The 25,198-nt window shown below is 56.1% G+C and carries 19 protein-coding genes; 13 read left to right on the forward strand and 6 right to left on the reverse strand.

Annotation, left to right across the window (positions count from 1 at the left end; genetic code table 11):
• Positions 1-143 precede the first annotated feature (143 nt).
• Positions 144-1,283, reverse strand: a complete 1,140-nt coding sequence (alr, locus tag ABF824_RS09815) for an alanine racemase (RefSeq protein ID WP_415488485.1) — start codon at positions 1,281-1,283, stop codon at positions 144-146.
• A 66-nt stretch (positions 1,284-1,349) separates the two neighbouring features.
• Complete coding sequence (locus ABF824_RS09820; protein WP_415488487.1) at positions 1,350-2,372, reverse strand: NAD(P)/FAD-dependent oxidoreductase; 1,023 nt, start codon at positions 2,370-2,372, stop codon at positions 1,350-1,352.
• 322 nt (positions 2,373-2,694) lie between these two features.
• On the opposite strand from ABF824_RS09820, the gene ABF824_RS09825 reads away from it, so the two are divergent.
• The 7 genes from ABF824_RS09825 to ABF824_RS09855 all read left to right on the forward strand — a co-directional run bounded on the left by ABF824_RS09825 (position 2,695) and on the right by ABF824_RS09855 (position 14,560).
• Positions 2,695-3,915 carry a nitrate/nitrite transporter gene (locus ABF824_RS09825; RefSeq protein WP_415488489.1) on the forward strand — a complete coding sequence of 407 codons (1,221 nt, stop codon included), beginning with the start codon at positions 2,695-2,697 and terminating at the stop codon, positions 3,913-3,915.
• A 14-nt stretch (positions 3,916-3,929) separates the two neighbouring features.
• The gene (locus tag ABF824_RS09830) at positions 3,930-5,591 is read left to right on the forward strand and encodes an alginate export family protein (protein ID WP_415488491.1); all 1,662 of its coding nucleotides are present in this window, start codon (positions 3,930-3,932) and stop codon (positions 5,589-5,591) included.
• Between the two features lie 31 nt (positions 5,592-5,622).
• Positions 5,623-8,520 carry a nitrite reductase large subunit NirB gene (gene nirB, locus ABF824_RS09835; protein WP_415488493.1) on the forward strand — a complete coding sequence of 966 codons (2,898 nt, stop codon included), beginning with the start codon at positions 5,623-5,625 and terminating at the stop codon, positions 8,518-8,520.
• Positions 8,521-8,524: 4 nt separating this feature from the next.
• Positions 8,525-12,490: a molybdopterin-dependent oxidoreductase gene (locus ABF824_RS09840; RefSeq protein ID WP_415488495.1), complete on the forward strand. Its 3,966-nt coding sequence runs from the start codon at positions 8,525-8,527 to the stop codon at positions 12,488-12,490.
• Between the two features lie 15 nt (positions 12,491-12,505).
• Entirely contained in the window at positions 12,506-13,108 is a 603-nt protein-coding gene (locus tag ABF824_RS09845) for an ANTAR domain-containing response regulator (RefSeq protein ID WP_415488497.1), read from the forward strand.
• Positions 13,105-14,088, forward strand: coding sequence for an ABC transporter substrate-binding protein (locus tag ABF824_RS09850; protein WP_415488499.1), 984 nt, complete (start codon positions 13,105-13,107; stop codon positions 14,086-14,088). The genes ABF824_RS09845 and ABF824_RS09850 overlap by 4 nt, the downstream gene beginning before the upstream one ends.
• Positions 14,089-14,233: 145 nt before the next feature.
• Entirely contained in the window at positions 14,234-14,560 is a 327-nt protein-coding gene (locus ABF824_RS09855) for an antibiotic biosynthesis monooxygenase family protein (RefSeq protein WP_415488501.1), read from the forward strand.
• 7 nt (positions 14,561-14,567) lie between these two features.
• On the opposite strand, the gene ABF824_RS09860 is transcribed toward ABF824_RS09855, so the two are convergent.
• Positions 14,568-16,856, reverse strand: a complete 2,289-nt coding sequence (locus ABF824_RS09860) for a glycosyltransferase (protein WP_415488503.1) — start codon at positions 16,854-16,856, stop codon at positions 14,568-14,570.
• A gap of 85 nt (positions 16,857-16,941) precedes the next feature.
• On the reverse strand, positions 16,942-17,388 hold the full coding sequence (locus ABF824_RS09865; RefSeq protein WP_415488505.1) for a Rid family hydrolase: 447 nt from the start codon (positions 17,386-17,388) through the stop codon (positions 16,942-16,944).
• A 92-nt stretch (positions 17,389-17,480) separates the two neighbouring features.
• Between ABF824_RS09865 and ABF824_RS09870 the strand changes: the two genes are divergently transcribed.
• From ABF824_RS09870 to ptsP, 5 genes are all read left to right on the forward strand, one after another.
• The gene (locus ABF824_RS09870; RefSeq protein WP_415488507.1) at positions 17,481-17,957 is read left to right on the forward strand and encodes an HPr kinase/phosphorylase; all 477 of its coding nucleotides are present in this window, start codon (positions 17,481-17,483) and stop codon (positions 17,955-17,957) included.
• A gap of 131 nt (positions 17,958-18,088) precedes the next feature.
• Positions 18,089-19,156, forward strand: a complete 1,068-nt coding sequence (rapZ, locus tag ABF824_RS09875; RefSeq protein ID WP_415488509.1) for an RNase adapter RapZ — start codon at positions 18,089-18,091, stop codon at positions 19,154-19,156.
• Entirely contained in the window at positions 19,153-19,677 is a 525-nt protein-coding gene (locus ABF824_RS09880) for a PTS sugar transporter subunit IIA (RefSeq protein ID WP_415488511.1), read from the forward strand. The genes rapZ and ABF824_RS09880 overlap by 4 nt, the downstream gene beginning before the upstream one ends.
• A complete protein-coding gene (locus ABF824_RS09885; protein WP_415488512.1) occupies positions 19,674-19,985 on the forward strand; it encodes an HPr family phosphocarrier protein in 312 nt (103 codons plus the stop codon). Before ABF824_RS09880 ends, ABF824_RS09885 begins: the two co-directional genes overlap by 4 nt.
• Before the next feature lie 12 nt (positions 19,986-19,997).
• The gene (ptsP, locus tag ABF824_RS09890; RefSeq protein ID WP_415488514.1) at positions 19,998-21,818 is read left to right on the forward strand and encodes a phosphoenolpyruvate--protein phosphotransferase; all 1,821 of its coding nucleotides are present in this window, start codon (positions 19,998-20,000) and stop codon (positions 21,816-21,818) included.
• A 23-nt stretch (positions 21,819-21,841) separates the two neighbouring features.
• On the opposite strand, the gene ABF824_RS09895 is transcribed toward ptsP, so the two are convergent.
• Positions 21,842-22,315: a class I SAM-dependent methyltransferase gene (locus ABF824_RS09895; protein WP_415488516.1), complete on the reverse strand. Its 474-nt coding sequence runs from the start codon at positions 22,313-22,315 to the stop codon at positions 21,842-21,844.
• An 831-nt stretch (positions 22,316-23,146) separates the two neighbouring features.
• Between ABF824_RS09895 and ABF824_RS09900 the strand changes: the two genes are divergently transcribed.
• Positions 23,147-24,310: a hypothetical protein gene (locus ABF824_RS09900; protein WP_415488518.1), complete on the forward strand. Its 1,164-nt coding sequence runs from the start codon at positions 23,147-23,149 to the stop codon at positions 24,308-24,310.
• Positions 24,311-24,567: 257 nt separating this feature from the next.
• Here the strand turns inward: ABF824_RS09900 and ABF824_RS09905 are convergent.
• Positions 24,568-25,198: dihydroxy-acid dehydratase (locus ABF824_RS09905; protein ID WP_415488520.1), on the reverse strand; the 631-nt coding region annotated here is incomplete at its 5' end.

Below are 25,198 nucleotides of genomic sequence, written 5' to 3' on the forward strand. Positions count from 1 at the left end.
ATAATATTGTATGTTACAAATCACAAAATGAGAAATTACTCATTATGGGATAAAAGTCAGGTTCAGATCATATGTTAGAAGAACATTCTGCTGGCAGGATTACGCTGGCTTCTCACACATCCCTGTCACTTTCATCCACGGCCTCACGACGGCAGATACACGCGATGATAGCGATGACCGAGGTCTGTCAGGAACTCGTATCCGATCGTTCCCGCAACTGCGGCAATGTCATCCAGAGAATTATGCGGGCCGATCAGATCCACAAGATCACCAGCCTGGGGCGCGGCCTGCCCAAGGTCCGTCACGTCAATCGCCAGCGAATCCATGGAGACTCGCCCGATAATGGGCAGAGGTTTCTCCGGATGAGAAGGCAGGATCGCCGTTCCACGATTGGAAACGCAGCGGAGAAACCCGTCGCCATAGCCAATGCCGAGCAGCGCGATGCGGCTTTCGCGTGGTGCGACGAAATAACCGCCATACCCGACCGCCTGCCCCTTCGGGACGGTTCTGGTCTGGATGACGCGCGCCTGTAAACGAATGACCGCGCTCATCGGATTGGGTTCAGCGGGGATCGGGTTGATGCCGTACAGTGCCGCTCCCGGACGCACGAGATTAAAATGCCAGTCAGGACCGAGGAAAATCCCGGAAGACGCAGCAAGACTGCGCGGCGCTTCAGGCAGAAGAGCACTCAGACGGCGGAAAGTCTCCAACTGGTTCCGATTTGTTGGAACGTCCGGTGTATCCGCGCACGCCAGATGACTCATCACCAGCACGGCACGCACCCCTTCCAGCAGGGAAGGATCCGCAGCAAGCTGTTCGGCCTCGGTCGCAGTCAGCCCAAAACGGGCCATGCCAGAATCAACCTGCAGGGCGGCGTCCAGAGGACATCCGGCCGCTCTGGCCAGCCCCCGCCACTCGGCGATCTGTTCCATGCTGTTAAGAACGGGAACAAGGCCAGCTTCGACAAACACCGAAGCCGTCCCGGGCGGCGGTCCATGGAGAACGAAGATGGACGAATCGCTCTCCTTTATGGCCGGGCGAAGCGCCAGTCCTTCAGCAACGTGCGCGACGAAAAAATGCCGGCACCCTTCCTGCTCCAGAACCGGCGCAACCCGCAGCGCATCCAGACCATAAGCATCGGCTTTCACGGCAGCAGCACAGACTGGCGACCGCCCTTCCTTGTCAGCGTCCCGCACCTTCTGCGTCAGTAGGCGATAATTCCTTGCTAGAGCACCAAGATCGATCGTCAGAACTCCGCCAGCTCCCTGCGCCGCCACATCCATTGCTGTCGGTTCCTCCTATTTTTCACTCAGTTTCCGCAGAAATCACGCATCCTATTCCCGCCGTCGCTATGCTGCACCCGGCACGCCTTTGCTCGTCGAATATTCGAAATGCAGGGCCTGATTAGGGTTCACGATGGCGTAGATTGCGTGCGACGCCATCGCCGCTTCGCTGAAGCCTTGCAGAATGAGCTTCAGCTTGCCGGGATAGGACGCAATATCGCCAATGGCGAACACGCCGGGCATCGAAGTCTGACAGGTTGAGGGAACGACCGGAATCGTCGAGCGTGTCTGGTCGATCCCCCACTGGGCGATGGGGCCCAGATCAGTTGCCAGCCCGAAGAAGGCCAGCAGATGTTCGGCTTCCAGAACCCGCTTTTCGCCAGCCAGCGTAGCGACTTCCACGCCGGACAAAGTCGCACCGTCACCCTGCAATCCGCTGAGCTGGTAAGGCGTAATTTTCTCCACCACGCCACGCGCAATGGCTTCTTCAAGCTGGTGCAGGCTTTCCGGAGCCGCGCGGAACTTGTCGCGGCGATGAACGAGGTAGATCTTTTTCGCTACGTGCGAGAGAGACAGCGCCCAGTCGATGGCGGAATCACCTCCACCAGCGATAACGAGGCTTTTACCCTCGAAATCGGCCTTGCGACGGACGCTATAACGGACAGCGCCACTCGTTTCGTAGTCCGTCAGCCCATCAAGCGGCGGGCGGTTCGGCCCGAAAGCCCCGGCGCCAGCAGCGATGATCACCGCTTTCGCCTCGATCGTGTCGCCCTTGCTGGTGACGAGATGAAACGCCCCGCTCTGGCCGCTCAGACTTTCGACGCGCCGTCCCAGCAGTTTCTCGATGGCGAACGGCTCGATTTGTTCAGCCAGCTTTTCAATCAGTTGGGCCCCTTCAATCGCCGGACAGGCTGGAATGTCATAAATCGGCTTTTCGGGATAAAGCGCCACGCACTGGCCGCCTATTTCATCAAGCGCATCGACCAGAAGGCAGTTAATCTTGAGCATGCTACACTGAAAAGCCGCGAACAGCCCCGTCGGGCCCGCTCCGATGATGACTACATCCGTGCTGATTGTGGCACCCGACATGATGTGAGCGTTCCTCCGTTAAGGTTTCGACCGTTGATCCTCTTGTGCGTCATGCGGAAGAAGGTGGCAATATCCCTCCGATTCCTGACCGGATGGAAAGGAAAAACGGCAGTCGGAAAAAGAATCGGGAGCAAAAACGTTTTGACTTCCTATCGTTTCGATATCATATTGATGGCAATCGATGCTGCATGGTGCGCTGCCAATGACGGCAGCAGCCTTCATGGCGAAATGCCTCTGATCTCATACCTCTGAAGGCCAATGGCGGCCTTCGTGGCCCGGCAGGGCGCGTTCTGTTCTTTGGACAGACGCTGGACATCGCATCGTGGACAAGGGATTTCTCAAGGCGGGTAATCCGCGTACGCTTCTCGCTGCCTTTCTGTATTTCGATGTCTCCTTCATGGTGTGGGTGCTGCTTGGGCCACTGGGCATATCCATTTCCCATGACCTGCATCTGAATGCCGGGCAGAAGGGTTTCCTCGTCGCCATTCCCGTTCTCGCGGGCGCGCTGCTGCGTGTTGTGGCGGGCGCACTGGTCGATCACTTCGGTGCGAGACGGGTCGCCATCGGCATGCAGACCCTTGTCATCGTGGGACTGGCCGCGACATGGGCTGCCGCACCGCACACCTATGCGGGCCTGTTTCCCGTGGCGCTCGTTCTCGGCGTGGCGGGAGCCTCGTTCGCGGTAGCGCTCCCCCTCGCCTCCGGATGGTATCCGCCGCAATATCAGGGAACAGCGCTCGGCATTGCAGGCGCGGGCAATTCCGGCACGGCACTTGCCTCTCTGTTCGCCCCTGGACTCGCCGTTCTTTACGGCTGGGTCAATGTGCTGGGCCTGGCAACGCTGCCACTTCTGGCCGTTCTGATCGCGTTCCTCTTTCTCGCCAAGGAACCGCCCCGCCGTCACCCGGGCAATGGCATCGTCGCATGGCTACCAGTGCTCAAAACAAATGACTGCTGGGCGCTGATGTTCTTTTATGGCGTGACATTTGGCGGCTTCGTCGGACTCGCCTCCTTCCTCACCATCTATTTCAATGACCAGTACGGTCTCGCACCTGCTGTCGCAGGCAGTTGCACCGCCCTCGTCGTATTCGTCGGCTCTTTTGTGCGGCCACTTGGAGGCGCACTGGCTGACCGCATCGGGGGCGATCGCGCCCTGTCCATTCTCTACGGTATCGCGGCCATCATTTTCGCCATCATCGGCGTGGGCCTTCCCACCATCTGGCTGGCCTTCCCGGCTTTCTTCCTTGGCATGGTCACGCTGGGTCTTGGCAATGGCGCTGTCTTCCAGCTCGTGCCGACCCGTTTTCCCCGCCAGATCGGCATCCTGACCGGCCTCGTGGGCATGAGCGGTGGCGTCGGCGGTTTCTACCTTGCCTCCTCACTCGGAGCGGCACGGCAGGCGACCGGCTCTTACGGTCCGGGTTTCCTGGCCTTTGCCCTGATCTCCCTGATCGCGCTGGGCTGGGTTTCGCTCTGTCATCGCCGCTGGAAAGCAGCTTCGCCCGCCCAGAGTTCCTCTCTCGATGAACTTTCTGCTGCCTGATGATTTTGCCAGACATGATCAACAAACCAATGTCCTCCCGCGCAAAGCGTAAGCCTGCCCGTTTGCGGACAACATCCGCTGGCCTGACCCTTCTTGTCAGCTTCCATTTCGTATCGTCCGTTCGTGCAGAAACTGCTCTGGTGTCCAACACCACGGTCGACATGATGAAAAGCGCGACAAAAAAGGCAAAAGCCGCACCGCCCGCCAAGAAGACAGGGCATGGGCGCGACTGGGGCGTTTTCAACGCGGGCAAAGGCGTGGCGTCTGGCTTCGGCACCGTCGCCGAGTATGGCCAGACCCGCTGGGCTGAAGACTGGAGCGGCCTTGCTACCCTGCCGCCGGCAGAGCGCCACAAGGACTGGTTCAATCGGCTCAAATATATCCGTCTCACCGACAAGGGGGATGTCTGGCTTTCGATCAATGGCGAGGAACGTCTTCGCTACATTTTCGAAAACCAGCCCATGATGGGGCAGGCAGGCAAAACGAATGCCAGTCGCGTGCTGTTGCGCAACATGTACGGCGCTGACCTGCATATCGGCGAACATGTCCGCGCCTATGCCGAGTTTCTCTGGGGTGTGGCCGGTGGCTCGAATTATTACGGCTACCAGACCGGCGTGCAGAGAGAACGTCTCGATCTGCAGCAGGGCATTCTCGAAGTGAAAGGCAATCTGCTCGGCGCTAAGATGGGTGTGATCGGCGGGCGACAGGTCTTCCTCGATGCCCCCCTTTCCATGCAGTCGGCCCGCGATCTGCCGAATGTGCAGCAGACATGGGACGGTTTCCGCGGTTATGCCGTCTGGAAATCGTTCCGCGTCGACCTGTTCGATTTCATGCAGACGAACAAACTACCACGCGACGTCTTTGCTGATGGCACCAGCTACAATGCACGTCTGTATGGAATCTACACCTCCACCGCACTTCCCACTTTCACTTTCATGGGACAGAAGAGCCAGATGTTCGCCGATGTGTTCTTCCTCGGCTATCTGTTCAACGGTGCAAATGCCGCACAGCCCTTGCCCCAACAGGGCAAAGCGGAAGCTGGTTCAACGCGGCGCGACAATGCTGGTGCGCGACTATGGGGCAATGCTGGCCCCTTCAACGTCAGTCTAACCGGCGTGTTTCAGGGAGGTGAGTTCCGGCCAGCGACGCACACCGATCCGACGCGTCCCGTACGGGCTTATGCCGTCAACGGCATGATCAGCTGGAGCGGGAAAAACCTGCCTTGGAAACCGAATTTCGGTGTTCAGGCTGATCTGTTTTCCGGCGGTTCCTACCATAGCAAGGATGGCGCGGTCGGCACTTTCGCCACTCCCTATTTTCCGCTGCCCTACTACAATGACGTCACGCTGGCCCTGACATCCCAGAATCTGATCGGGGTGGGCCCCGTGATTACCGCCGCTCCCATACCCAAACTCCAGCTCCGCCTGCATGTTCCGGCTTTCTGGCGCGCCAGCACACAGGATGCTGTCTATGGCACGGGCAAGATCTATTCATGGCGCGATAATCTGAGCGGTGGCTTTCTCGGCGTTACACCGCAGGTACAGGCTGCCTGGAATTTCGCGCCGCACTGGACATGGACCAACGACATCGCCGGTTTTGCCGCCTCCCACGGTATGAGGCAGGCCGGAGCGAAAAGCGGTGTCTTCTACATGCAGACAATGGAATTCAAATTCTGATCGCCACGTCGGCACCATGAAAGGAACGACCATGACAGGAACCGGAAACATCGTCATCATCGGCAACGGTATGGTCGGCCATTACTGCGCCGAACAGCTTGTCATGCAGGGGCTTCATGAACGGCACGCCATTCACGTGTTCGGTGAAGAACTGCATGACGCCTATGACCGTGTCCATCTCACCGATTACATGACCGGCCGGGATGCACGGGCGCTCTGCCTCCATATGGAGGATTTTCATGCGGCACATGGCATAACCCTACATCGTGGCACGCGCATAACCGGGATCGATCGAGCCGAGAAAACCCTCAGCAGCGCCGAAGGTATTCTTCCATATGAAACCCTGATCATCGCCACGGGTTCGACGCCTTTCGTCCCACCCGTCCCGGGCAACACCGGCACCGCGGGTCTGGTCTATCGCACACTCGACGATCTCGATATGATTCACGCCGCCGCGGAAGGCGCTTCCCGAGGCGTCGTCATCGGTGGAGGACTGCTGGGTCTGGAAGCGGCAAATGCTCTGACAGGTCTTGGTCTTGCCACATCCGTCATCGAATTCGCTCCGCGTCTGATGCCTGTCCAGCTTGATGATGAAGGTGGAAAAGCGCTCAAGCATCGTATCGAAGCGCTGGGGATCGAAGTGCACACATCTCACGCCACGCGCGAGATCATCCCCGGAGAAACATGTCGTCACCGTCTTGTTTTTTCTGATGACACCTTCCTTGAAACGGATGTCGTCGTCTTTTCAGCAGGTATTCGTCCGCAGGATAAACTGGCTCGTGACTGCGGGCTGGACATTGGGCCGCGGGGCGGCATCATTATCGACAATGCCTGTCGGACATCCGATCCGGATATCTTCGCGATTGGTGAATGCGCCTCGTGGCATGGACAGATTTTCGGCCTCGTTGCCCCAGGCTATGCCATGGCGCGTACGGTCGCATCCCTGCTCGCCGGAGAAGACGCTGCCTTCACTGGCGCTGACATGTCCACAAAACTCAAGCTGCTCGGCGTCGATGTCGGTTCCATCGGCGATGCGCATGGCGCAACGCCCGGCAGTCAGAGCTACCGCTTCATTGGTGAAGCTGAAGGTTCCTATCGCCGTCTCGTTCTGTCCAGTGATGGAAAACATGTGATCGGCGCGGTTCTGGTCGGCGACAATTCTTATTACGATACCATTCTCCAGTACGTGCAGAACGGCATCAAGCCCCCATCCGATCCGGCAGCATTGATCCTGCCTCGTGGTGAAGGAGCAGAACTGCTGGGCGCGGACTCTCTTCCAGACACAGCCACGATCTGTTCATGCCATAATGTCACGAAAGGCTCTGTCTGTTCCGCCATCGATAACGGATGCGCCGATCTCGCTACCCTCAAACAGGAAACAAAAGCCAGCACGGGCTGCGGGGGCTGCACGGCACTTCTGAAAAGCGTGTTTGAAACCGAACTGGAGGCGCGCGGGATCACCGTAGACCGCAGCCTGTGCGAACATTTCTCCTATACACGTCAGGAACTCTATTCACTGGTCCGGGTGCACGGCATCCAGACATTTGAAGAACTGATGGCACAGCATGGCAATGGCGGTCTTGGCTGCGATATCTGCAAGCCGACAGTCGGTTCCATTCTGGCCTCCGCATGGAACAAGCCGATCACCGATCCACTTTATATTCCTTTGCAGGACACGAACGATACGTTCATGGCCAATATGCAGAAAAACGGCACCTATTCCGTCGTGCCACGCATCGCGGGAGGAGAAATCACACCAGACAAGCTGATTGTTCTTGGGAATGTCGCCAAAAAATATGGCCTTTACACCAAGATCACAGGTGGTCAGCGTATCGATCTGTTCGGCGCACAGCTGCATCAGCTTCCCGACATCTGGAGCGAGCTGCTAGCCGCAGGTTTCGAGACTGGCCACGCTTATGGGAAATCGACCCGCACCGTAAAATCCTGTGTCGGCAGCACATGGTGTCGTTACGGCGTACAGGACAGCGTTGGCAAAGCACTGGATCTGGAAAATCGCTACAAGGGACTGCGTTCACCTCACAAGCTGAAATTCGCGGTTTCCGGTTGCACACGTGAATGTGCCGAAGCCCAGAGCAAAGATGTGGGCGTCATTGCCACAGAGAATGGTTGGAACCTCTATGTCTGCGGCAATGGCGGCATGCGGCCGCGCCATGCGGAGCTGTTCGCCACCGACCTCGATTCAGAAACACTGGTAAAATACATCGACCGCTTCCTGATGTTCTACATTCGCACGGCGGACAAGCTGCAACGCACATCCGTATGGCGTGAGAATCTCGAAGGAGGTCTGGACTACCTGAAAGATGTCATCATCCGCGACAGTCTTGGCATCTGCTCCGAACTGGAACAGCAGATGCAGCTTGTCGTAGACCGCTACCATTGCGAATGGCGCGATGCCCTCACGGATGATGAAAAACTCAAGCGTTTTCGCACCTTCGTCAACGATAGTCGCCCTGATCCAAATATCCGCACACTCCCGGAACGGGATCAGATCAAGCCGGCGGACAATCAGCCTGAAAAGACGTTTTCTTCAGGCCCCAAAGCATGGACGGAGCTCTGCAAGGAATCAGATCTCGTCAAGAAATCTGGTGTCGTCGCATGGCACGATGGAAATCAGATCGCCCTGTTTTATCTGCCCAAGACCGACAAAGCAGAAGCCCGCGTCTATGCCATCGACAATCACGATCCATTTTCCAATGCCAATGTCATCGGACGCGGCATCATGGGCGATCTGAAAGGGCAGAAAGTTGTAGCCTCCCCCCTTTATAAGCAGCATTTCAGCCTGGAAGATGGACAGTGCATGGAAGATCCCACGATCTGTCTTCGCACATGGGAAACACGTCTTACGGATGGAGCCGTTCAGATAAAAGAAAAGACACCTCAGAGCGCAGACACGCTCGTGCCAGCCTGAGACTATGGGTAAGCGGGAGGAAATTCGTTCCACCTGCCCTTATTGCGGGGTGGGGTGTGGAATCATCCTCGAAGTCGAAAATGGAAAAGTCGCCAAGGTGCGCGGTGATACCGAGCACCCGACCAACCGAGGCCGTCTCTGCACCAAGGGAAGTTCCTGTGACAAACCGCTGTCCTCGGACGCACGTTTGAAACATGCTGCCATACGCATGCAACGTGACAAAGATGCTGTTCCGGTTCCAGTCGAACAGGCCATAAAGGATACGGCAAACCGCCTTCGTAAAATTCTTGACGAACATGGCCCGGACGCGATCTCCTTCTATGTGTCCGGGCAGATGTCTCTGGAAGCCCAGTATCTCATCAACAAACTGGCAAAAGGCTACGTTCGTAGTCCGCATATTGAATCTAATTCCCGTCTTTGTATGGCGGCAGCAGGAACCGGCTACAAACTCTCACTAGGTGCGGACGCACCGCCGGGAAGTTACGAAGACCTCGACTGCACAAATCTGTTTTTTGTCATCGGGTCAAATATGGCCGACTGTCACCCGATCCTTTTTCTCCGACTGATGGACCGTAAACGGGCGGGGGCGAAACTCATCGTCGTTGACCCCCGCCGCACAGCGACGGCGGAAAAAGCGGACCTCTACCTTCCTATCCGCCCCGGAACCGATCTGGCGCTACTCAATGGCATTCTTCACCTTCTTATGAAGAATGACAAAATAGACAAAGATTTCATCAGAAATCACACATCCGGATGGGAGGCCATGCCAGACTTTCTGGCCGACTACGCGCCCGAGATGGTTGCGGAAATTACGGGACTCCCAATCGAAGACATTCTGAAAACAGCAGAATGGATTGCTGAATCAGGCGAATGGATGAGCCTGTGGACAATGGGATTGAACCAAAGCGTTTCCGGCACATGGAATACCAATGCGCTCTGTAATCTCCATCTGGCAACAGGTACGATATGTCGTCCCGGTTGCGGACCTTTTTCCCTGACAGGGCAGCCCAATGCAATGGGTGGACGGGAGATGGGCTATATGGGACCCGGCCTCCCCGGCCAGAGAAGCGCACTTGTCCCTGCTGATCGCCTCTTTGTCGAGCAACAATGGAATCTTCCTGCCGGCACACTTCGTGACACGGGCGGTGATGGTGCCATTGCCATGTTCAAGGCAATGGAGACAGGAAAAATAAAGGCCTGTTGGGTAATCTGCACAAATCCCGTCGCTACGGTCGCCAACCGGAAACATGTAATCCGTGCACTGGAAGCCGCGGAATGCGTGATTGTTCAGGATGCGTTTGCCGACAGCGAAACCACTCGTTTTGCCGACATTCTCCTTCCCGGTGCGTTGTGGGCGGAAGGAGATGGCGTGCAGGTCAACTCCGATCGCACAATGACCTTGGCCCGTCAGGCTGTTTCTCCTCCTGGCGAATCCCTTGCTGATTGGGACATCATTGCTCGCGTTGCATGCGCCATGGGTTTCGAAGAGGGATTTTCGTTTTCTTCTGCCGCCGAAGTTTTTGCCGAAGCCAGTCGCTTTACCAATCCAAAAACAGGTTACGATTTTTCCGGTATCACACATGAACGTCTGAAATCCGGTCCTGTACAATGGCCCTCACCCAAAGGGGATACAGACCCACGCCATCCAATCCGCTATCTTTCCCCCAAAAGTAATGGTCCTGTATTCCCGACTTCAGACGGGCGTGCTGGTTTTCATGCACGACCATGGATGCGACATGAAGAATGGCCAGATGATGATTTTCCTTTTGTACTCAATAGTGGACGGTTGCAGCATCAATGGCACACACTCACCAAAACCGGGCGTGTGGAAAGTCTGAATCGTCTCAATCCCGGGCCATTTATCGAAATTTCATCTGAAGACGCAGATTCGCTCAATATAAAAACAGATGATCATATCAGGATCACATCAAAACGTGGAGCAATAACCCTTCCTGCTCAGGTGACAGCCCGCGTGCGACCCGGAACCTGTTTCGCGCCTTTTCACTGGAATGACCGATATGGTGATGACATCACCGTCAATGCCATTACCCCGGATGATGTCGACCCGCTTTCTCTCCAGCCCGGTTTCAAACTGTGTGCTGTCGCCCTCGAACGTGTCGACACTCCCATCATTTCCCTTTCACCAGAACCTGACGCCGAAGGATCACTTCCCATGCCACTCCGGCATCTAGCCCGTCATTTTGGTCTCGAAGAAACTCTATCCAAGCCCAGCCTTTCTGAAGAAGAGCGTTTCTGGCTCTCCGGCTTTCTGGAGGGGCTTGAGTTATCACCTCCAGACGCAGGCGTTGTTCCTGTCATCCCGACTTCCGCCCCGCTTAGTACTTCCATCCGGGCTTACGCAAACGGTTTTCTCGCCAGTTTTTACAATCGTCATTCAGCGGCATCAGAAGCTCCAAGCACCGCGACGTCCACTCCACCAATTCATCTCTGGTGGGCATCCCAGACAGGACGAGCGGAAGCTCTGGCCGAAACAGTCACGAAATGGCTACAGGAAGCAGGACACGAAGTCCGTTGCACCTGTCTGGAAGAGTGTAACGTCGCTGATCTAAGCACTGGGAAATCTGTCTTTATTGTTTCCACATTCGGCGATGGAGACCCGCCTGATTGCGCAGCACCTTTCTGGGACGCGCTCCGAGAGCGCAAGGAGGCATTTTCTGACTTTTCCTGTGCTATTTTAGCACTGGGCGATTCTTCCTATGCCAATTTCTGCGGCTTCGGTCGTGCTCTTGATGGACGATTGCGCGAACTTGGAGCGACCATGCTGGTCGATCGTGTCGATTGTGAACCAGACTTTGATGACACCGTCGAAAGCTGGAGAAGCACATTACTGAATGCTCTCAATTCCAAAAATGTTATCGGTGATACTAACAATCTTGCAAGCCCATCGGTTGCAGTCGATACAAAAACGAAAATCGGAACACGAGACGCGCCCGCGATCGCCCGTCTTGCCATCAACCAGCCTTTGTGTCCTTCCGGCTCTGAAAAAGACACGAGACGCATCGGCATCGATCTGAGCGAAACCGAACTCGACTGGAAACCGGGGGATGCTGTTGGCATCTGGCCATCCAATGCACCCTCGATCGTGGAAACCGTTCTTACTGCCCTGCAATTACCGGAATCCACACTGGTTACAGTAAAAGGTCATGGCAATCTCAGCCTGGGTGAAGCTCTGAACCGCCATTTCGATCTTTCCCGACCGAACCCTGCCATGCTTTCCCTTCTTGGGCGGAGTGAAAGCGGTTTTTTGCCAGACCTGTTAAAAGAAGCCCGTCTGACCGTGACAGCGGAAAATATTCCGTCCCTGTTCCGCCGCCTTCAACCACGCCTTTATTCCACGGCATCTTCGCCCGGCGCCTGTGGTCGTGTTGTCGAACTGACTGTCGGCATCAATCGCGAGCCATGGCCCGGTGTCTGCTCAAACTGGCTTACAGACCTTTCCATTGGCGCAGAAGTGCCGATTTTCATGCAACCCACCTCACATTTCCATTTGCCATCCAACGATTCTGCACCTGTTATCATGATTGGTCCGGGAACCGGCATCGCGCCTTTTCGAGGCTTCCTTCAGGAGCGAGCTACCCGCAAGGCTGATGGAAAAAACTGGTTGTTTTTTGGAGAACGTCATGCCGAGGAAGGTTTTTACTACAAGGACGAACTGACCGACTTTCTGGAACAGGGCTATCTGACACGATTGGACACAGCCTTCTCGCGTGATCAGCCGGAACGGATTTATGTGCAGGACAGGATGGAGGAAGCCGGGGCAGAATTCTGGGGATGGTTGCAGGCGGGTGCTTTCGTGTATGTTTGTGGTGACGCTGCCCGCATGGCACGGGATGTCGATGCGGCCCTCCGTCGCATCGTGGCCCGACATGGTGATTTATCATCCGACGATGCAGGCGATTTCGTTACGCGGCTCACGCGGGAGGGACGCTATCTTCGTGACGTTTACTGAGTGACCTGAACTGCCATGCCTTCAACACGCCACTCGATCAAGGTCCTTGTCGCGGATGAAAATCCGCGTCGTGCCCACGCGCTTTCTGAAAATCTGCGTGAGGACTCTTCTCTTCGTGTCATGACCGTTCCTGCTGACACAACCCTGATCGACGCAGTGCATGAATATCAACCGGACATCATTCTGGTGGACATGGCCCGACCGGACCGCGATGCGCTGGACAGTATACGCGCCCTGTCCGGCCCCGCGCTCGAACGCCCTGTTGCGCTCTTCATTGATGAGGATGATGTCGAATTGATGGAAATGGCGTTTGACATCGGCATATGCTCTTACAACGTCCTCGAAACACCCCCTGATGACGTCAAACCACTGCTGCGCGCCGCGATGGGACTGTATACCCGATTCCAGAGGACGCGCGATGAACTCACCGCAGCGCAACGGGAAATTTCAGATCGAAAACTGATCGATCAGGCAAAAAGACTTTTCATGAAAAACGAAAATACAAGCGAGTCTCAGGCGCACCGCTGGTTCCAGAAGCGCGCCATGCAGACATCCCAGCGGCTCATCACGGTAGCAACGCAATATCTCGCCTCTCATAATCAGGATGATACGCCATGACACAGCCTCTCCGCATTGGCCTGTTACGTCTGGCAGACAGCGCACCGGTCATCATTGCACGCAATCATGGGTTCTTTGAAAAACATAGCGTAAAAACCGAGATTATCGTTTCACCATCATGGGCCAACATCGCTGATGGACTCGCATGGAAAACTCTCGACTCTGCCTTGATTTTTCCACCTCTTGCCATAATGACAACACTGGGCCGCAGAGGCCACAATGCCCACTTCAAACCATTGATGACCATCAGTCGTGGCGGCAACACAATCATATTCCGAGGCGACAATCCCATGCAGGGTCTCTGGTCTCCCGATGTCGCCGGACGCGCGGCTTTCGATGTATGGTGCTGGACGCTGGGAAGAAAACCACGTCTGGCTGTCGTTCACATGTATTCCACACACCTACTGATCCTGCGCCGCTTTCTGGAGATGATCGGCGTGGACATAGACACTGAAATCGAACTTCTTGTGATGCCCCCAGCCAACATGATCAATGCGCTGACACAGAAAGCGATCGACGGCGGCTGTGTTGGGCCATCATGGGGCACGGAAGCATGTCTGCAGGGCCTCACATTCCTGGTCGGCGGGTCATCCTCCGTGCTTCCGGGGCATGTTGAAAAGCTTTTTGTGATGTCGGACGCAATCCCGAAAGATCTTACAAATGGCTTACGGAACGCCCTTCATGAAGCCGTGGCGTTTTGTCGGAACCCTGACAACAGCGTGGACATTGCCAGAGAACTGGCTCTCCCTGTTGATGAAAACGGGCTGGAACTGCCAGAACGCGCCACGCTCGCAACTCTGACACAAGGGGCCACGTCGGAAACCATGACATTCACGACGCAACCTGTCACTGTGCGTGACTGTGCATGGATTGAAGCCGACATGACCCACCTGCACTGGATCGACGCGGCTGAAACAGCCCGGATTGACTGGTGGCAGGATCGTCAGAAAGATCTGGCTATCCCTTCACCTTCTGAATAACCACGCATGCCAGCGATGATCTGCCATAAAAGGTTCTGCGATAACTGATTGCGTTGTCGCCACTGGTGGTGGCACGGTTGATGGCTGAACCGACACCGGAATAGTTCTGGTGAAAGCCGTTACCCCTCAAGGGAGAAGCCGCAGGATGTTTATCGCCATGAATCGTTTCCGCGTGAAACCGGATTGCGAAGAGGACTTTCAGCAGCGCTGGCTTGCCCGCGAGGTCTTCCTCAAAACCGTTCCCGGTTTTGTCAGTTTTCAATTTCTCAAGGGCCCTGCAAAAGAGGATTACATCCTTTATGCATCCCACACGGTATGGGCCTCCCGGGAAGCATTTCTCGCCTGGACGGAATCGGAGCAGTTCCGCAAAGCGCACGCCAGAGCCGGCGAAGGCAAGATTCTGACAAATGGGCCACCTGTTTTTGAAGGGTTTGAGGTGTTGCAGAACGTAGAGTCCGACAGCAACGCCTGACCGGGGATCAGCGTAGCGCGTCCAGCAGCACTTCAGAAAAGCGCTCCGGGGAATATCCTTCTGCAAGCAGGGCTTTTCCGGCATCGGATCGCATTCTCCATAGAACGTCATCCTTGAGTAATGCCACGAGAGCTTCTGCAAGCCCTTCCGCCGCATCCGCAACAGAAGCCGCACTTTCCAGCCCAGTAATCCCTTCTGCTCCAATAGACGTGGTCACGAGCGGCAAACCGTGATGCAGTGCCTCCAGCACCTTGTTCTTCACGCCCGCCCCGAAACGCAACGGCACGACCGCCACGCGGGCAGAGGCATAAAGGTGCTCCAACTCCTCATTGGACACAAAGCCGGTAACTGTCACATCCGGACAGGCAAGATCCCGGACCTCCGCAGCTGGTTTTGACCCCGCAAGAACAAGTTTCACGTCCGGCACACGAGCTCGGACTTTCGGCATGATCTCCCGCACCAGCCAGAGCGCGGCATCGACATTCGGTGGATGACCGAAACCGCCGACGAACAGGATGGTCGTACCAGCAGCTATGGGTCGTTCACTGCGATCCGGCGTGAAGCAGAATGGCACGAGGGCATGTGGCCGCGCCGTCGGGACAAGTTCCCGAACAAGATCGACTTCATATCGGGACAAATACAGCACGGAATGAAACTGTGGCCAAAGCGCAGTTTCCAGTTCCCGCATCGTGACTGCGTCCTGATGGATCCGGACATCGCCTGTCACTTCCGCTTCGCGTTCCAATCGAAGGAAGTGAATGTCGTGACCGTAATAGGAACGGCGCGCCTCGGTGGTGCGCATCACATCCGGCAGGAGAGCACGGGCGATGGTGGGACGCATGATCATGACATGGTCGAGATCACCGCTATTATCCGCCATCCATTCCGGGAATGTCCGCGCGTCCGTCCCGTCGACAGTTTCCACACCCAGCCGTTCGAGTAGAGACGAATAGCTGTTGCGTTGACGGTTTTCCGGCCAGAATTTCACTAGCCATCCGGCCGCAAGCAGGGCGTGAATCACACACATCGTCGCACGCGATCCGGCATCGCGATCCGGTTCCGGCACATAATGATCGATGATGAGAATCGTCTGCCGACCATGCGCGTGCGATGCGGCACGAAGAAAATGCGTTGCTGGCGGGAAATGTTCTGCCACCAGCACATCACGCCAGCGTTCCAGCATCAGCGCCCTGTTGCGCGCCTGATAGGCCTTCACACCGCTGCCCTCGTCCGTGCCGTGTGAAACACCTTCGTGATGGATGACCTCTGAAGCCGGCTCGAAGACGACACGCCGACCGGATGCCCGCACCCGAAACGCCAGATCGGTATCTTCATAATATGCCGGCGCAAACGCTTCATCGAATCCTTCGAGAGACTCGAACAGATCCCGGCGCAGCATGATCGATGCGCCGGAAATGTAATCCACCTCACGGGGATAGCTGTAAGCAGCACGGTGCGGATGCGCATCGTTACGCCCGAAATTCCAGCCGGACGCATCGTTCCATACGATTCCACCGGCCTCCTGCAATTTTCCGTCAGGGTAGAGCAGCTTCGAACCGACCATACCAATTCCGGCATCGCTCTGTAGACAGGCGAGAAGCGCGTCAAACGTGCCCGACAATACTTCCGTGTCATTATTCAGAAAATGGAGATACGTCCCGGCAGCCTCTTCTGCCGCTGCATTGCAGTTTTTCAGGAAGCCGAGATTGTCCGTGCGCTCGATCAGCACCAACCCTTCGACCGCCCGGAGCGCCGCCACAGCCGGATCACTTGAGGCATCCTCCGCCACGATCACCTCATAAGGGCAGGCCGGAGGATATCGCATGATCGAGCGAAGGCAGCGCAACGTCACCGGTACCTGCCCATAACTGGGAATAATGATGCTCAGAACGGGATAGGCGTAACGCGGCAGGCGAACGGGTGTCTGCTCATCAACCCGCTCCACCGCCAGCGGAACAGGAACGTGAGGGAGCGAAGCAGGCGGTGGCGCGTGTCGTTCTTCTTGCGCCGCATCTTCCCGCAATTCGCGCTGCTTCTGGCGATACATGCGGAAACGCGTCGGAAACTGCCCGGTCGCCAACCACCAACAGGACTTGGTCGAGAGACGTAATACGCGCGCAACTTTCGGTGTCCGTTCGAGTGCCTTTCGGGCAGGCCAAGTCAGCCGCCAGAACGTGCTGGTCTCATAGGAAAGCACGTCGCGACGGAGTTTCTCGATCTCCTGACGCAATGCATCGTTTTCCGTCTCGTCATACGGAACGGATGAGTCTGAAGGAGAGTCAGAAGAGGAAGACACAATACAGGTCTCGGTGACAGGAACGGGGAAAACCGCCCCCTCACCGACCCGAGGAACGCGGCAGCCTGTTCAGTCATAGAGGCGATCAGACGGGGAGAGAAGCCTCAGGCATCCGCGCCACCATTTCGACCTCGATTTCCACATCGGAACGGTCAAACTGCCTGACAACGAGAACAGTTGTCGCGGGACGATTGTCGCCCAGCATGTCACGAATGAAAGAGCCGCATGTGGAAAGCTGGCCAGCTTCCTTCACCAGATAGGTGACATGCACGACATCGTCGAGCGACGCACCTTTCTCCGACAGAGCAGCATTTCCTGCCGAAAGAGCGAGACGACACTGATCCGCAACGCGCACTGGAAAACGACCGGCCTCACGGTCAAAACCTCTCAGATGGCGCACTCGGAAACCGTTGCGCATCCGCTCGTAGCTGGGCTGAACAGTATCGGTCCGACAGAGCGGGTCCAAGGATTCTGCTTCGTTTTTCATCGCTACGGCAGCTTCCATCCGGTTTGATCCCTTTTGCGCAGACACAAAAATGTCATAATCAGAAAACTTAGTCGAAGGGAAGACATTTCTTTATAGAAACGCTTGAATATCCGAACAAAAGCGCGGGAATTTCACTTTTGACGCAGGAATCTTTCGTGCAGCGCCTGCACGCCAGCTGTGCCGCCCGGAATGGAAAAGGCGTGCTGCTGCTTGGTCCTTCCGGTGCGGGGAAATCGGACCTCCTGTTGCGGCTGGTCAGGCGTGGATATGCGCTCATCGCCGATGACCGGGTCCTGCTGGAAGAAGGAAGAGTCCGTTGCCCTGAACGTTTACAGGGTCTCATGGAAGTGCGTGGGCTGGGCATCGTCCGTATGGCTTTCGAGACGGAGGCGGACGCCGTGCTGGCGATACGTCTTCTTGCCCCGAACCAGGCTTTTCCGCGCCTTCCGGATGCAGAAGCCAGAGACGCTGAAACGGGTCTTCCCGTGCTTTATCTCGATCCACGCATGGCATCTGCCCCTGACCGCGTGGACATTGCCCTCGACTGTCTGGAGCTGCGAGCCTTTCTCATTCCGCAGGGAGACATGCCTGCTGCGGATAACTCAGGTCAATAAAACTATGTCGGAACGATGGCTGGTTCTGATATGGTCGACCGATAAAGTGTTGACGTATGTCCCGACAGGGTGAATGCCTGAATTCTCTGTCGGATGGTTTCTCTTAATCAGCAAGGTGTTTCTCGAACTCAATGGTGACGCCTCAGACTGCCGAAGATTGCTCTTCTCGCCAGATCCTGCTCGTCACGGGCCTTTCCGGCGCGGGAAAATCATCGATTCTCAGGATACTTGAAGATCTTGGGCATGAGGTGATCGATAATCCGCCACTCGGAATGCTTGACGAGATCGTGGCCCGTGGCGACCGCCCCATCGCAGTCGGCGTCGATTCCCGTACCCGTGGTTTCGACGCTTCAGCCGTGCTGGAAGCCCTCGCCCGCCTGCGGATGAACCCTCACCTTCGCGCCGAACTGCTTTATGCGACGGCGGATGAAGCCACTCTCCTGCGCCGTTACACGGCGACACGGCGACGGCACCCTTTGGCGCCCCACGGAAGCGTCAAGGAAGGAATCGATGCCGAGACTGCCCTGACGGCCCGGCTGCAACAGAGTGCCGACCTGCTCATCGACACATCCGATCTTTCCGCGCCGGAATTGCGGCGTTTGATCGAAACCCGCTTCGGCACGTGGCACAGCGGACCGGCAGAAGGTCTGACGGTCGTGCTGATGTCCTTTGCCTTCCCGGCCGGTCTGCCCCGTGAGGCGGACATGGTGTTCGATGCCCGCTTCCTGCGGAACCCCCACTATGATGCGGAACTAGCTCCCCAGACCGGGCTGGACAGGCCTGTCGCGGCCTATGTTGAAGCCGACCCCGATTATGAACCGTTCCTGCGTCAGATCGTTGACATGCTGCGTCTCGTCATTCCGCGATTCGTGCAGGAAGGAAAGAAATACGCCACCATTGCCGTCGGCTGTTCCGGAGGCCGCCATCGGTCAGTCACCCTAGTGGAAGCGCTTGGACGCATCTTCGCCGATCCGGCCAATGCCATCGGCGGTGAAGGACCTGTCGCCATCGTGCACCGCGAATTGGCACGACAGGGGATCGCCGGACCGGGCGCTGCGGCGTGGCGCTGGGCCAGAGAGCCTGTCGATGAACATGGCGATGTCGAAACCAGCCTGAAGAGAAGATTGTTGCAATCTGCCAGCGCCGCGTCGCCCGATGAAGCGATGGCTGCCCGGTCCATGGCGCGAGAAAATTCATGATCGGTATCGTACTGGTAATGCAGGAAAATCTCGGCGTTGCGCTGAGAGACACCCTTGAGCATGTCGTGGGAGCACAGGAGCGGCTTGCGACCGTGAGTGTGAGCGCCGAGGACGATCTCGTCGCGCGGCGGCAGGAACTGGAAGCGCGCGTTGCGGAGTTGAATGACGGCGACGGCGTGATGCTCGTCACCGACATGTTTGGCAGCACGCCGTCAAATCTGGCTGTCGCCATGCTTGATCCCGGACGGATCGAGGTGCTGGGGGGAGCCAATCTGCCGATGCTGGTCAAGCTTGTGCAGATGCGGGATCTGCACACTCTTGCAGAATGCGCGACAGCCGCCGAACAGGCCGCGCATAAATATATCAGTCAGGCCTCTCACCTGCCCGCGCAATGTCTGGATGGCGCCCGCCGCTGCTCCGAAAGCGCTGCATCGGACAAGGTTCACGTATTTCCCAGCCGTCCAGAGCCATTTCCCAGCCTCATGACCCCTCCCCTTGAAACCAAGGCAGCCATCGGGTGAGCGTCACCACGGAACAAACCACGACGCGTGACGTTACCATTGTCAACGCCAAGGGACTCCATGCCCGCGCTTCGGCAAAGTTCGTCACGCAGGCCGAAAAGTGGGATGCTGATGTAACGGTGACTTACGGTGATGAAACCGTTTCGGCCTGTTCGATCATGGGACTGATGCTGCTTGGCGCAGGCATTGGCGCCACCATCTCCCTGTCAGCGCGCGGTCCGCAGGCGGAAGTGGCTCTGGATGCGCTCGTCTCTCTCGTCGCCACCGGCTTTGGCGAAGACGACGGAGACGCCGCGACAGCGGTCTGACGGAGAGCGTTCATGCAGGCTCATCGGGGATCAGGGGATGAACTCCGGTCAGAACATACGCTGACCGGCGAGCCCATCGGCTCCGGTTACGCCATCGGTCCCGCCTTCGTCGTCAGCGAAGACGCGACGGGAGAGCCAGCGCTCCGTATTAGCCAGCTCTCGGCGGAAGAAGAACGAAGCCGCTTCAATGAGGCCGTTGCGCGTTCCATCAAGCAGCTGAAAAAACTCCAGAACAGAATCGCTCATCTGCCGGATGAAAGTCAGGTGGAAATCGGGCCGCTCCTTGAAGTCTATCAGCGCATGCTCGGCCCATCACGCCTGCAAAAGGGTGTTCTGGAGCGTGTGGACGCCGGACTGACTGCCGAAATGGCCGTGCAGGAGACGACCGAAGAACTGGCGGAACTGATGCTCGGCACGCTGGACGGCAAGGAGCCAGGCAGTGAGGATGCCGCGGCAGCCGAACGTCGGGCAGGAGAATTTCGCGAAATCGGACGCCGTCTGATCCGTAATCTCAGAAAAGAATCCTTTCTGTCCCTCGCCAGCCTGCCAGCCGGCGCGGTGCTCGTCGCCGACACCCTGCGCCCGGCCGACGCCGCCCTGATCGATCCAGCCCACGTCGTGGCTGTGGTCACGGAAGATGGTGGCTCCACCGGCCATACCGCCATCATGCTCCGTGCCTTGGGTATCCCGGCGGTCCTTGCCGTATCCGGGCTTATGGATCAGGTGCGCAATGGCACAACCGTGATCGTGGACGGCTATGGCGGCACGATCACGGTAAATCCTTCTCAGCGCGCCCTGCGACAGGCTCGCCGACATGTCGAAGCCTATGCGCAGGAACGTCAGGAACTCAGCCGCATGCGGCGGCGGGCCTCACGCCTGACAAGCGGCGAAAAAATCAGCCTTCAGGCCAATCTCGAACTGCCTGCCGAACTGCCGCTCATCGCCCAGTCGGGCGCGGCTGGCATCGGGCTGCTCCGCACTGAATTCCTCTTCATCAACGCGGACATGCTTCCCGACGAAACGGCGCAGTACGACATCTATTCCTCCATTGTCTCGACGATGGGGTCCGATTCCACGACTATCCGCGTTCTTGACTGGGGCGGTGAAAAGCAGGGCGACGCCCTGACACGCGCTGGCATCATCAGCCGCGACACCGTCAATCCCGCCCTCGGCAGACGAGGGATTCGCCTGTTGCTGGAGCATCCCGAACTTCTGGAAACCCAGTTCGCCGCCATTCTGCATGCGGCGGCAAAAGGCCCGGTGCGCGTCCTACTGCCAATGGTCACGGTTGCATCCGAAATCATTGCCGCGCGGGATATTTACGAGCGAGTGGCTCGGCGTCTCAAACGCAAAGGTGTCGATATCGGAGACACACTGCCGCCACTCGGCATCATGGTCGAAACGCCCGCTGCGGCGCTGACAGCCGGAGTGTTGGCCCAATATGCCGATTTTCTGGCGATCGGTTCCAATGACCTGACGATGTACACGCTCGCGGCAGACCGCGCGGCATCGGAAGTGGCCGATCTTTACGACCCTCTCCATCCCGCTGTTCTGCGCATGATCGCGGAAATCATCTCAGCGTCTCTTCTGGAGCGCTGTCCCGTGTCGATCTGCGGCGAAATCGCCGGGAATCCGCGCTTTACACCCCTCCTAATTGGTCTGGGGTGCCGCTCCTTTTCCATGTCGGCCTCATCCGTCCCCCGCGTGAAGCAGATTGTGCGCGGCACCAACTACACAGCCTGCAAGCAACTGGCCCGACAGGTGCTGGCCGCTACAGACCCAAAAGAAATTCGGCGTCTTCTGGATACATTCCAACATGATATGAGCGGTTAGGCTTTCGCGGTTTGAGTGAAAGCCTACTTCTCTTTTATGGCCATCCAGCTTTTGGTCAGGCCCAAGAATTTTTCCCGCCGAATCTCTGCATCTGAAAACAGCGCCCGCATCTGACGGCCCGTCATGCTGTTCGCATCGTCGACATAAGCCGCCGCTTCCGCTGCGTTTCTTGCTCGTGGATAATGACCGCATGCGAAATTCCGCATGAGCAGTCGGCGCACCGGTTTCGGCAACCAGTGAAAACCGATCATGCAGGTATGAAATTCGTAGGGGAAACCATAATTTGGTGCCTGCACATAATACACAGGCGCCAGCCGCCGGGCCTCATTCGCCATACTCTGCATGTTCTGCCATGAGCCGACATGTTCGATCACGCTATTGGAATGCACCAGATCGAACGCATTATCGGCATATGTCGAGAGATCCGTTGCATCGCCCACCACGCAGGTTATGCGAGGGTCATTGCTGACATAGGCATCCTTATTGACAACCAGCACCGAAATTTCCGGCCGATTCTGAAATGCTGAGAAATTCTGCCAGTAATCAGGTGTTCCACCCAAGTCTATGACACGGCATGACTTCTTGCTGGCAACAACATCATCGATCAGTTTCATAATAACATTGAAACGTTTCTGCCGATGCTGGCTATTGGGTGATGTGCTGGGCACTTGTTGCGCATTCGACATATTGCATTTCAATAAAAAATTAAATGAATAAAAAATTTACACACGATTAAGATTGCTTTCAACCGCTCCTTTTTTCATCTAGGAGACAGAAAGTTAGTCAGGCCACCCAACGTCAATGCAGCCGACATAATTGTCCCTATAGAGAATGCCATTCACCGCCCGCAAAATTGTCCTTAAATCTTTGATAAGCTAACATTCGACATGAAAATGAAATGTTTCGTTTTCATGCTGATATACTACATCTAGCTTTCTCAAAAATACGACTCACCGTACCGCAAGCTTCTTGAAACGGCGCAAAGGCACAGTTTCAATCATATTTCTGCGTGATAATACTTCCACAAACCACTGACGGGGCATTCGCCGGAATGGTTGGGAGCGATGTTGTTACTTTGCTCTTTTGAAACCGATCAGTTCAATCAACTGAAATTATAATCGTAATATTCGTGATTCAAAGACTGCACTCGCCTTCCTGTCGGTCATTCAGATCGTCAATGCTCACACCGAAAAGCAGACATGCTCGGCGGCCTCGTTCTCCAGTCTCAGAGTTTGTTTATAAAATGCTCTGGAAGCTGTAACTTTGCATTGTAAAATAAAAAATTATCGGTGCACGGTAGAAAACGTATTTTCAGTGAAGGTTAGAAAATGGTTGCTCGCAAGGAAAATGAAGACAAAAAAGTAAGTCAGCGCATAGCGCAATTAGAGGCAATAATAGCCCTATCTCTGTTAAATGAAGACGAATACATTAGCCCTCAAGTCAAACACCTCCTTCTAAAATACTTGCACAATACTGAAAAAGAAGATTCTGACTACTATGCTATGGATATTTATAATATCTTAGAGGAGGAAGTCCTTAACTTCAGAGGGCAGCGTCTGAAACGCATTAAGCAAATACAGCACCAACAAGATGCACTGCGAGAAGAATTACAGAAAGATTTTACGGGCCTCTCTGGTCGCCTCAACGACGTAGTTCAAACTGTCGGATCGCTCGAAAAAGATCAAAAAACGCTGAGCGCCAATACTCATGCGTGGCTTGCAGCCCAATCTCTCGGCATAGATACGTCTGAAATGCGGCTGTCCCGCTTTGTTCCCTTACGGGTGTATCTTTCTGACACTCCGGGAAGCGCTGTAGAAGACACCAGTCGTGCTATAAATGATCTGCTCGAAGCATATGATTTTGAGGTTACAGATGATTTTCCTCCCATTCATGGCTCGTGGTTTAAACGGTGGTTTGCAAAGAGCAAAGATGTTTTGACACAACCGGAAGTAGTGGAACAACTTCAAAAAGTCGAACGCGCTGTGGAATTGAAAGGGCTAGATTTACCGCAAGCGGAAATTGACGCAAAAAAAGCGGATGCCGTAGCTAAATTAATGGATTCAGTTAAAGATGTCCCCAATGCAGCTATTCAGGTCGGGTCCATTCTTTTAATAAAAATAAACACTCCAGCAGGCCCCAGAATACAAGTCCGAACACTGACGCAATCAGAACTCATCCTATTGGAAAATAATCAAAAACTCCTTGCTTCGCCGGAAAATATTATGGAGCGTTTATCGGAAATTTGCCAAGCTCGCAATCAAGACTCCTCATTGAGGATGACTGCAGAGAATACTGGCATCGTTAAGCAAACGAAACCGGCAACAGACAAGGACAACGCAGCATATCTTGAATATTTGAATGGTTCTCAACAACATAGCGAGACCAGAAATGGAGGTGAGGAAACGGAGGGAGGTAATGTCAGAAACCTTACAAATGGAATAACGATAGGGCAGCGGCCTCCCCCATCGGAAAACCGTGGCGATATTAGATGACAACAGTATAAACTTACAGAGACGGCGGTCTTTATTGACGTTTTTGTCGGAAAATATCCTTTTACCACGGTTTTCTTATAAACCGCCTCCCCATTCCTTAGCCGACACTGCACGTCTGAGTCGCATTGATTGCTGGTACCAGCTAGTGCCGCATTCAGTAGTCGACCTTCGCCTCTCCCCTGCGAACCAGCAAAAACAACCCGGCTCCCAAAGGCACCGCCTTTGGCGGGTGCAGGGCAGAGCCCTGCTTCCCTTCCTCACCGCGAAGAACGACGATCCAGCTGCGTCAGATCACGCACAGCACCGCGCGCCGCACTGGTCGTCAGCGCCGCGTAAGCCTTGAGCGCCGTGGAGACCACACGCTCACGCACCGGCTTCCATGCCTCGACACCCCGATCATCCATCTTCTGCCGGCGGGTTGAAAGCTCGGGGTCAGTCACGCTGGTTTTCAGCACACGGTTCGGGATGTCGATTTCGATGATGTCGCCATCCTCGATCAGACCGATCGCACCACCTTCCGCTGCTTCCGGGGAAATATGGCCGATGGACAAGCCAGAACTGCCGCCGGAGAAACGACCGTCGGTGATCAGCGCACAGGACTCAGCCAGCCCTTTCGATTTCAGGTAGGACGTCGGATAGAGCATTTCCTGCATGCCCGGACCGCCCTTTGGCCCTTCGTAGCGGATCACCACCACGTCACCCGCCTTGATGCGGTCGCCAAGAATGGCGGACACGGCGGCATCCTGACTCTCGAACACACGGGCCGGACCGGAGAAGGTCAGCAGACCTTCCGCCACACCGGCCGTCTTCACGATGGCGCCGTCGTCCGCGAGGTTGCCGGACAGCCCGCCCAGACCCCCAACCTTGCGGAACCCAATGTCGCCCGAC

Source organism: Acetobacter sp., from assembly GCF_047721705.1.
Taxonomy (GTDB): domain Bacteria; phylum Pseudomonadota; class Alphaproteobacteria; order Acetobacterales; family Acetobacteraceae; genus Acetobacter.